The sequence below is a fragment of the Bradyrhizobium sp. Kon58 genome (genome assembly GCF_055807455.1).
The window spans coordinates 1-1059 of the sequence record NZ_JBVVOT010000091.1; the positions used below are offsets into that span (position 1 = coordinate 1).

Here is a 1059-nt window from a genome sequence, read left to right on the forward strand (position 1 = left end):
CCTGAGTTCACAAACGAAGTGCAACACTTCCATCTGGAGGTGTTGCCATGGGGCGGACTTACAAACAGCTCTCCCTTGACGATCGATGCGAGATTGCCCGCCTTTCGGCCAATGGCAGCTCGGTCGGGCAAATCGCGGCAGCTTTGGATCGGCCGCCATCAACGATCTCTCGGGAGCTGAGGCGGAACCGTGGCAGGCAAGTCGGCTACAAGCCAAGCTATGCTCAGCAGCAGACCCGGGCGCGGCGCTGGAAGGGCTCTCGCCTCGAGCGGGACGCCAGCTTGCGCCGCGAGGTCTTGGCAGGCTTGAGCCGCGGTTGGTCGCCCGAACAGGTCGCAGGCCGGCTTGCCCGGGAACGTGGCCGCAGGGTGATCTCCTACGAGAGCATCTACCGCTTCATCTACGCCCAGATCACACGCACGACGGACTTCACCTGGCGGCGCTATCTGCCTCGTGGCAAGAGCAAGCGAGGCCACCGCGGCAAACGAGGCGGGAGCCCCGCAAGCTTCATCGAGGGCCGTGTTTCGCTGGCAGAACGGCCTGCCGAGGTCGCCGATCGCAAAGTCCCGGGCCATTGGGAAGCCGATCTGATGATGTTCTCCAAATACCGGCAGGCCATCCTGGCTGTCCACGAGCGAACCTCGCGCCTGCTGCTCGCCGTTCCGATCGAACGCAAGTTCGCTGCCGGTGTCGCTGGCCATCTCGTACGCCTGTTCAAAGCCGTACCGGAGGCACTGCGCCGTACCGTCACCTTCGACAACGGCACCGAGTTCGCCGCTCACCTTTCCTTGCAGAGCCTCTTGATGAAGACCTTCTTCTGCGACCCGCACGCGCCGTGGCAAAAGGGCGGCATCGAGAACGCCATCGGCCGCTTGCGCCGCTTCATCCCCCGAAAGACCGACCTCGAAAAGCTCCCAACCAAGCGCTTCCGCCAGTCCATTGCCGCCTACAACAACACCCCGCGCAAATGCCTTGACTTCAGAACCCCGGCAGAGGCCTTCTCCTCTCAACTGTTGCACTTCGAGTGTGAATCCACCTCCTGGCTTTCGCCAGGACGAC

At 63.0% G+C, this 1059-nt stretch carries 1 protein-coding gene; it reads left to right on the plus strand.

Going from position 1 to position 1059, the window contains the following annotated elements; translation table 11 throughout:
* Positions 1 to 47 precede the first annotated feature (47 nt).
* Positions 48 to 1059, plus strand: a 1012-nt coding sequence (locus AC0L20_RS39545; RefSeq protein WP_473295596.1) for an IS30 family transposase, incomplete at its 3' end; no start/stop codon positions are given.